Source organism: Kluyvera huaxiensis (assembly GCF_040149365.1).
GTDB classification, from domain to species: domain Bacteria; phylum Pseudomonadota; class Gammaproteobacteria; order Enterobacterales; family Enterobacteriaceae; genus Kluyvera; species Kluyvera intermedia_A.
Map to the genome: position 1 here is coordinate 1 of NZ_JBEFLV010000045.1, position 8,185 is coordinate 8,185.

Here is an 8,185-nt window from a genome sequence, read left to right on the forward strand (position 1 = left end):
TGTGTTTGCGGGAAAAAAATCGGCCCAGATCCGCGAAATTTTAATCAGCGAGTCAGCTTGGGAAGAAATGACCTGCTTATTCGCACCTTCCTTAGGTGTTGGTAAATACATTCGAAAATAACCAGTAAATTAAGATCGAATCGTTTCAGATCATAGAGATTTGCCATAAACTATCCTTATATATTATAGGGTTGTATTCACTTCCCTTATCACTACTATCCATGTGTTCGTAAAACTTAAAACCCTCTGAAATCTTACTAAATATATAGTAGAACTTCATTTTTATCTATCGCTAAATAATGTTGCGTAAGAATTGGATGTTCCAATATTACTTAAAATTATCAATGGGTAAGGTAGATTATTAATTTTAGCTTATCATCTGCTTGATGCAAAACCGGTGGCGATATTTTTATTTATTCACGTCATTATTTTTTCCGTGCGTCGCTAACGACGTAAGCTAATGCCGAGGTAAAGAACCGTGTTTTATGGAAAGTATCTGTAAAATCAGTGGGTAGTGGTTAATCAACGGTATAACCTATCTCAACCATAGATGACACCGACGTTGAGCCGATTGCCCTTTGTGAAGCGGGGTGATGTAATCCATGAGTTACCACTGACTTTATTAAGGTTAGGTGGAGCGCAACACTTAGCCAGCCTGGCTGGCGCTGAATTCACCTGCGGGAGATTCAGGTAAACGGGCCGCCATGTTGCGGCCTTTTTACGTCATGGAATGAGCGATTCGTGCCGGTTCTGTCCATAGGTTCACAAAGTTGTCTTGTGCCGGTTGTTAGATAACGCTTATTGATTTGATAATGTAAACGCATTGGTCGAATCGGAAGAATTTCGTTAACTTAGACCTCAACGAAAACACGGAGGAAGTATAGATGTCCTTAATTAATACCAAAATCAAACCTTTCAAAAACCAGGCGTTCAAAAACGGTGAGTTCATCGAAGTAACCGAGAAAGATACCGAAGGTCGCTGGAGCGTCTTCTTCTTCTACCCGGCTGACTTCACCTTCGTATGCCCAACTGAACTGGGCGACGTCGCAGACCATTATGAAGAACTGCAGAAGCTGGGCGTAGACGTGTACTCTGTTTCTACCGACACCCACTTCACCCACAAAGCATGGCACGGTAGCTCCGACACCATCGCGAAAATCAAATATGCGATGATCGGCGACCCGACTGGCGCCCTGACCCGTAACTTTGAAAACATGCGTGAAGATGAAGGTCTGGCAGACCGCGCAACCTTCGTTGTTGACCCACAGGGTATCATCCAGGCAATCGAAGTTACTGCTGAAGGTATCGGCCGCGATGCGTCTGACCTGCTGCGTAAAATTAAAGCTGCTCAGTACGTCGCTTCCCACCCAGGCGAAGTTTGCCCGGCGAAATGGAAAGAAGGCGAAGCGACTTTGGCTCCGTCTCTGGACCTGGTCGGCAAAATCTAAAATTCACGGTGTCTTTCGCGCTACAGATGCGTTGGCTGCGCTTAATCACCCCGGTCACTTACTTCAGTAAGCTCCCGGGGACTCATAAGCTTGCCGCCTTCCTGTAACACGAAATACTTGTGAATTCATTCTCAAGCGGGGGCATATTCGCGCCCGCTTTCTTTCTCAAAAATCATCATTCAAGCCGCATTCAGGCTGGCCTAAGGCCGCTTGCATGATGATGTTTTAAGCCCAGGAGATAAAAATGCTCGACACCAACATGAAGACCCAGCTCAAGGCGTATCTTGAGAAGCTGACCAAACCTGTTGAGCTGATTGCCACGCTGGATGACAGCGCTAAATCGGCAGAGATCAAGGAACTGTTGGCTGAAATCGCTGAACTGTCAGACAAAGTCACCTTTAAACAAGACGATACCCTGGCGGTACGCAAACCGTCATTCCTGATTACTAACCCAGGTTCGCACCAGGGGCCGCGTTTCGCCGGCTCTCCGCTGGGCCACGAGTTTACCTCGCTGGTCTTGGCGTTGCTGTGGACCGGTGGTCATCCGTCAAAAGAAGCGCAGTCTCTGCTTGAGCAGATCCGCGACCTTGACGGTGATTTTGAGTTTGAAACCTATTACTCACTCTCCTGCCATAACTGCCCGGATGTGGTGCAGGCGCTGAATCTGATGGCCGTGTTGAATCCGCGTATCAAACACACGGCAATTGACGGCGGCACTTACCAGAATGAAATCACCGAACGCAACGTGATGGGCGTACCGGCGGTCTACCTGAATGGTCAGGAGTTTGGCCAGGGTCGCATGACGTTGACCGAAATCGTGGCGAAAGTGGATACCGGTGCCGAGAAACGTGCCGCAGAAGAGCTGAATCAACGCGATGCTTATGATGTACTGATTGTCGGTTCTGGCCCGTCAGGCGCGGCTGCGGCAGTATATTCTGCACGTAAAGGCATCCGTACCGGCCTGATGGGTGAACGTTTTGGCGGCCAGGTGCTGGATACCGTTGATATTGAAAACTATATTTCTGTGCCGAAAACCGAAGGTCAGAAGTTGGCGGGTGCGTTAAAGGCACACGTTAGTGAATATAACGTTGATGTAATTGATTCCCAGAGCGCGTCTAAGCTGATTCCGGCAGCGGTAGAAGGCGGTCTGCATCAGATTGAAACCGCCTCTGGTGCAGTACTTAAAGCACGCAGCATTATTATCTCCACCGGCGCTAAGTGGCGTAATATGAACGTGCCGGGTGAAGATCAGTATCGTACTAAGGGCGTGACCTACTGCCCACACTGCGATGGCCCACTGTTTAAAGGCAAACGCGTGGCGGTTATCGGCGGCGGTAACTCAGGTGTGGAAGCGGCGATTGACCTGGCGGGCGTGGTTGAACACGTTACGCTGCTGGAATTTGCGTCAGAAATGAAGGCCGATCAGGTATTGCAGGATAAAGTCCGTAGCTTGAAAAACGTCGACATTATTCTCAACGCGCAGACCACCGAAGTTAAAGGTGACGGCAGCAAAGTTACCGGTCTGCAGTACCGTGACCGCGTTAGCGGCGACGAGCATCATGTCGCGCTGGCGGGGATCTTTGTGCAGATTGGCCTGCTGCCAAATACCAACTGGCTGGAAGGCGCGATTGAACGTAACCGCATGGGCGAAATCATCATTGATGCGAAATGCGAGACCAACGTGAAGGGCGTGTTTGCTGCCGGTGACTGCACTACGGTCCCTTACAAACAGATTATTATCGCCGCAGGCGAAGGTGCGAAAGCGTCGTTGAGCGCATTCGATTATCTGATTCGCACTAAAACAGCATAAAAAAGAAGACAATACCTGCAATGTCAAAGGCCACCGAAAGGTGGCCTTTTTTTGTTTTTAGCACGGAACGTTCGGATGGTGTGTCAGCGAACCACTAATACTGGAATATGTGCGTGACGAATGACGCTGGAAGCGTTCGAGCCCAGCAGATGCGTGCTGATGGACGGATTGCGTGAACCAATCACCACCATATCGGCATGCAGCTCTTCCGCCAGTTCGTTGACCGCGTCGCGCACGTTGCCGAGGCGCACGTGCAGTTTGAGTCGTGAAGGGTCAATACTAAAGTGGCTCAGCATGGTTTGTAGCCGGGTTTCGGCTTCGTGCTGTAGGTGTTCTTCGAAGCGACGTAGGTCAGAGGCAAAGCGACTCATGGTGTAGCTGGCTGAGGCTGGCAGTACGTGCAGTAAATGGATAATGCCATCCTGCTGGGCCATAAACTCTGCGTGACGAATGGCTTTGTCACTTAATTCCATCTCAAAAACATCAACGGGCATAATGATAGTTTTGTACATAGGCTCCTCCTTGTCTTTGTTGAACCATAACAACACATAATTGATTTCAAATGTGTCATTGAGTTCGCAAAATAGTTTAGTGAGGAAAAGGAAGTTGTAAAGATGAGTCAGTCACAAACAGAAAGAGGATGCCTGGCATCCTCTTAATTAATCGCTTTCGGTATTAGCGGTTGAACTCGCCAGCGGCTTCCGGCTGGTAGAGTAGCTCAAGCACTTCCAGGTGGGTTGACGCGCCGCCCGGTAATTCCCAGTGAATGGTGCTGCCGGTACGCAGGCCGAGTAGGGCGGCGCCAACCGGGGCCATCACGGAAAGCTGGCTGCTGCTGTCGGTCATTTGCGCCGGGAAAACCAGCGTGCGCACGCGCTCTTCGCCGGTGGTGAGATCGCGGAATCTGACCTGGCTATTCATACTCACTACATCGTGCGGCATGGCCTCCGGGGCGCACATCTGGGCACGATCAAGCTCGTCGTTTAGCGCGTTCGCCACCGGTGAATTTGCGTAAGCAGGTTGCTCAAGCAGGCGGTCGATGCGCTCGGCATCGAACTCATTAATTATGATGGCAGGTCTGGTCATTATCTACTCCATGTCATTTCTATTATCCAAAAGAAAACCCTCACCGCCAGCGGCAAGGGTTCATCTTTCTCCATCATACTGATCCCTGCATCAGGTTTGAAGTGATGCAGCGCACATTCAGGAATTGCGTTGCCATCATTGTGTGAATTTTGTGCGAAATCCATCGCAACTTATAAATCTGGATTATCCTTTTTAGGCTGCAACGGGCAGCGTCCTCCCTGCACAGGTGATCGTATGAGTGGTTTCGATAAACTGACCCTGAAAGATGGTAGTTATCTCTGGTTCAAGGATTGGGGGAGCGGACAGCCGATAGTATTTAGTCATGGCTGGCCGTTGACGGCTGATGCATTTGAGGATCAGATGCTCTATCTGGGCTCCAAAGGCTATCGCGTCATCGCCCACGATAGGCGTGGACATGGACGCTCAGCGCAGCCATGGGAAGGGCATACGATGGACCAATATGCGGATGATTTAGCGGAGCTGACGGCACACCTTAATTTAAAAGATGCGGTACACGTTGGGCACTCTACCGGCGGCGGAGAAGTGGCGCGCTATATTGGCCGTCATGGTACCAGTCGGGTGGCGAAGGCGGTGCTGATTGGCGCGGTGACGCCAATTATGCTGAAAACGGACTTCAACCCGAACGGCGTGCCGATGGAGGTATTTGATGGAATTCGTCAGGGTGTCATCAACGATCGCGGCGCATTTTTCTATGAACTGACGGCGGCCTTTTACGGCTATAACCGCGAGGGTGTCAGCGAGTCGAAGGCAGTACGCGAAGGATTTGTCGAGCAGGGGTTGCAGGGGTCGATTAAAGCACTTTACGACTGTATTAAAGCCTTCTCGGAAACCGATCTGCGTGAAGATTTGCGCAAGATGACCATTCCGACGCTGGTAATTCACGGCGACGACGATCAGATTGTCCCATTTGAAACCTGCGGTAAGGTTGCGGCGACGCTGTTACCTAATGCCGAGCTGAAGGTTTATCACGGGGGATCGCACGGGATCTGCACCACCCATAAGCATCAAATTAACGACTGCCTGTTGGAATTTATCCAACGCTAGCAGGGTTAGCCCCCGCATGATGCGGGGGCGTGGATCAGTAGCCGATTTTATCCAGCATGAACTGTTTGCCACAGTTACCCGGGTGCGGCTGTGCCAGCAGCGAGTCGGCGGAAAGCGGCTCGTTAATTCGGGCTGATTTAATGGCAATCTGCATTTCCGTCAGATAGGACGGATTACCGTCGCAGGTTAGTTTAATCGCTTTGACATTTTGCTGACCAAAAGCTTTGGCAACTGCACTATCAAAACTGGCGCGGTCCACGGTTTTACCGTAATTAGCCGCCAGGAATTGGCCGATAGCGCTCTGTTTTATTTCGTTATTCAGACGGACCATGGTGTCGAAATAAATATCGGGGTCAAAACCAAAACAGACACCATGCTTGGCGTATTCATAACGCTCAAGGCAGGTTTTTCCGCCGCTGCCCGGCATTACCTGATTCAGCTTATTGGCTACTTCCAGCGATAAACCGGTCTCTTCGGCGGCGCATTTTTTGCCTGCTTTGGCTTCCGGCATATTGGGAATAGGCCGCGTCGCACAACCAAAACGCATCCAGCGGTTATTATCGACGCCGCGAGAGGCGATAGATCCGGGCAGACCAGGCCATAAGCCGTGAACCGTCAAATAGTCGGCTTTGTTGGCTGCCTCTTTTGGCTGTTGGCATTCAAGCGGTTCTTTGCGGTTTCTATCATGCTGACTTTGGCAAAACCCGGTTTGCCATGAGAGTGCCAGAACATAACGGTCGAAGTCACCATATTGCGCGGGAACCAGGGGGGCGGCGTGAAGGCTGCCAGCGCAGAGCAACAGCGCACACCCTGACACAATATTCTTCCTGAGCATAATTATGACTCCACATTTTTGATCATTTAAGGGTGTGGCTTAATCATAAAATAAGGCGCCATCAGGCGCCTTATTTATTTGATAGCCAAATGATTATGCTACGGCGCCAGGCACCAGAATTTCGGTGGCAATAATGACGACAATCAGACCGACGATAACCGGTACTGAGGTGCGTTTAACCACTTCAAACGGGGAAATTTTTGCCATCCCCGCCACCGCAACCACTACGCCGGAAACCGGGGAGATGGTACGGCCCAGGTTGGAAGCTTGCAGCATCGGAATAGAAAGATAGGCTGGGTTAATGCCGGAAGAGTGAGCCAGCTTAGGGATCATCTCGACGAAAGCATAGAACGGCGCATTCCCGGAGCCGGTGGTCATGGCCGCCAGCATGGTCAGGATGACCAGTACCAGCATCAGAATAATACTGGCAGAGCCAAACGAGGTGGCGATGGAGATCAGGCTATTAATAAATCCAATGGTGCTAAGACCTTGAGCAAATACCCCTGCTGCAACTAACAGCATGACCACGCCGGCGAAGGCATCCGCCATCCCGCGATAAGCCACTTCCAGACCGGCAAAGACGTTCTGAGTATTAAAGCCACGGAAGAATTCCAGAATTGCCGCCAGCAGCATGCAGATAACCAGAATGGCAATAATATGCAGCTCTGGGCCCCATTTACCGTCAAAAATAAGTACGCCGATAATCGGTGTAAACGGCAGGATGGCGTAGAAGTTCGGCGCGGTGGTGGTAATTTCATTCACATCCAGCATTTCTGGAGAAATATTTTCTTTTTTGTCCAGGTAGCGCTGCCAGAAGAAATGTGCAACGGCCATAGCAATAATGGCAATGATAGAAATTGGCAGTGTAGTTTTGAAGGCGAAATCAATTAACGGCATTTCAGCCGCTTTAGCTGCCAGCACAACATCACCGGAAGTTGGCGACAGAATAATGGCTGCCGGTGAGGCGCAGATTGCGGCAGCCGCACCGCGGCTAATTCCGACGTTAACCATCACAGGGAAGAGGGTTGCCATCAGCAGTACGCCAAGGCCGGTGGCGGAAGATACGGCCAGCGACATCAGACATGCCACGAAGTAAGCGGCAATCATCAGGATATAAGGTGAGTTAATGAAACGCAGCGGTTTAGAGGCCAGTTTTACCACCATATCATTGGCGCCAATATGCGTCATGTATGCTGCGAAGCCGCACAGCATCATAATCATCATACCGAGGTCGCCACCGCGGCTCATCAGCAGGATCTTGATATATTCAATAATATCGGTAGCAGAGTAACCGGTACTGGTTGCGCTACTCGGTAAAATCTTATGTCCCATCAATGCGCTGGCAATCAGCAATAGTAAACCACCAACGAAAAGGACTCCCGTTGCGGAATACCCTTTGATGATGTAGCGGGCTACGCCCACAATAACCACAACACCAATCAGGAGTTCAAAGAACGTTAACATTATTAACACCTATCGCCCAGTTGTAAAATTGACGCACAGCTGCATCAAAGTAAGGGGTGGAATGTGCCGAAAAAACCGACAAAATTAGCTGATGAAAATCAAAAAACAGACTAATTAAAGAGAATGATATTTCAATTTACACGATGTACTCACAAAGCTGAACATTGGCATCGCGTCGAGTATAGACCAGTGCTGAAATAACAAACAGCCAAGGTAAATGAAATGTTATTTTTTTATGATGATTCGCCATGTCACCATCGCAGTGGGATGTAGCGTGGGCTGTCATGAAAACCTTTTATTTGCGGTGTTTTTGAACGATATGCATGGTTTATGCCTTTTTTAGGCTTGCATTGAGATAGAAGGTAACTATTCCCGTTATGAGCTAAGGAAGGTGCGAACAAGTCCCTGATATGAGATCATGTTTGTCATCTGGAGCCATGGAACAGGGTTCATCATGAGTCATCAACTTACCTTCGC

7 protein-coding genes and 1 pseudogene are annotated in these 8,185 nt (G+C 49.8%); 3 read left to right on the plus strand and 5 right to left on the minus strand.

The window, feature by feature from the left end; genetic code table 11:
- Window positions 1–92: 92 nt before the first annotated feature.
- Window positions 93–167 (minus strand): annotated as a pseudogene (locus ABOC97_RS23745) (hypothetical protein); the annotation flags it as partial.
- Window positions 168–884: 717 nt separating this feature from the next.
- On the opposite strand from ABOC97_RS23745, the gene ahpC reads away from it, so the two are divergent.
- Both ahpC and ahpF read left to right on the plus strand, forming a co-directional pair.
- The gene (ahpC, locus tag ABOC97_RS23750) at window positions 885–1,448 is read left to right on the plus strand and encodes an alkyl hydroperoxide reductase subunit C (protein WP_052284784.1); all 564 of its coding nucleotides are present in this window, start codon (window positions 885–887) and stop codon (window positions 1,446–1,448) included.
- Window positions 1,449–1,692: 244 nt separating this feature from the next.
- On the plus strand, window positions 1,693–3,258 hold the full coding sequence (ahpF, locus tag ABOC97_RS23755) for an alkyl hydroperoxide reductase subunit F (protein ID WP_349602305.1): 1,566 nt from the start codon (window positions 1,693–1,695) through the stop codon (window positions 3,256–3,258).
- Between the two features lie 83 nt (window positions 3,259–3,341).
- On the opposite strand, the gene uspG is transcribed toward ahpF, so the two are convergent.
- Both uspG and rnk read right to left on the minus strand, forming a co-directional pair.
- The gene (uspG, locus tag ABOC97_RS23760) at window positions 3,342–3,770 is read right to left on the minus strand and encodes a universal stress protein UspG (protein ID WP_234504029.1); all 429 of its coding nucleotides are present in this window, start codon (window positions 3,768–3,770) and stop codon (window positions 3,342–3,344) included.
- 163 nt (window positions 3,771–3,933) lie between these two features.
- Window positions 3,934–4,344: a nucleoside diphosphate kinase regulator gene (rnk, locus tag ABOC97_RS23765; protein WP_234504031.1), complete on the minus strand. Its 411-nt coding sequence runs from the start codon at window positions 4,342–4,344 to the stop codon at window positions 3,934–3,936.
- A gap of 234 nt (window positions 4,345–4,578) precedes the next feature.
- On the opposite strand from rnk, the gene ABOC97_RS23770 reads away from it, so the two are divergent.
- On the plus strand, window positions 4,579–5,409 hold the full coding sequence (locus tag ABOC97_RS23770) for an alpha/beta fold hydrolase (RefSeq protein WP_234504036.1): 831 nt from the start codon (window positions 4,579–4,581) through the stop codon (window positions 5,407–5,409).
- A gap of 34 nt (window positions 5,410–5,443) precedes the next feature.
- Here ABOC97_RS23770 and rna read toward each other — a convergent pair whose 3' ends face one another.
- On the minus strand, window positions 5,444–6,244 hold the full coding sequence (rna, locus tag ABOC97_RS23775) for a ribonuclease I (RefSeq protein ID WP_349602308.1): 801 nt from the start codon (window positions 6,242–6,244) through the stop codon (window positions 5,444–5,446).
- A 93-nt stretch (window positions 6,245–6,337) separates the two neighbouring features.
- Window positions 6,338–7,708 (minus strand): anaerobic C4-dicarboxylate transporter DcuC, encoded by a 1,371-nt coding sequence (gene dcuC / locus ABOC97_RS23780; RefSeq protein WP_349602309.1) that lies wholly within the window; start codon window positions 7,706–7,708, stop codon window positions 6,338–6,340.
- Window positions 7,709–8,185: the final 477 nt, after the last annotated feature.

Bases quoted from the DNA above. Each gene is read 5' to 3' on its own strand.
- ABOC97_RS23770 (WP_234504036.1), top strand. From the start codon at position 4,579: ATGAGTGGTTTCGATAAACTGACCCTGAAAGATGGTAGTTATCTCTGG.
- uspG (WP_234504029.1), bottom strand. From the start codon at position 3,770: ATGTACAAAACTATCATTATGCCCGTTGATGTTTTTGAGATGGAATTA.
- rnk (WP_234504031.1), bottom strand. From the start codon at position 4,344: ATGACCAGACCTGCCATCATAATTAATGAGTTCGATGCCGAGCGCATC.
- rna (WP_349602308.1), bottom strand. From the start codon at position 6,244: ATGCTCAGGAAGAATATTGTGTCAGGGTGTGCGCTGTTGCTCTGCGCT.
- ahpC (WP_052284784.1), top strand. From the start codon at position 885: ATGTCCTTAATTAATACCAAAATCAAACCTTTCAAAAACCAGGCGTTC.
- dcuC (WP_349602309.1), bottom strand. From the start codon at position 7,708: ATGTTAACGTTCTTTGAACTCCTGATTGGTGTTGTGGTTATTGTGGGC.
- ahpF (WP_349602305.1), top strand. From the start codon at position 1,693: ATGCTCGACACCAACATGAAGACCCAGCTCAAGGCGTATCTTGAGAAG.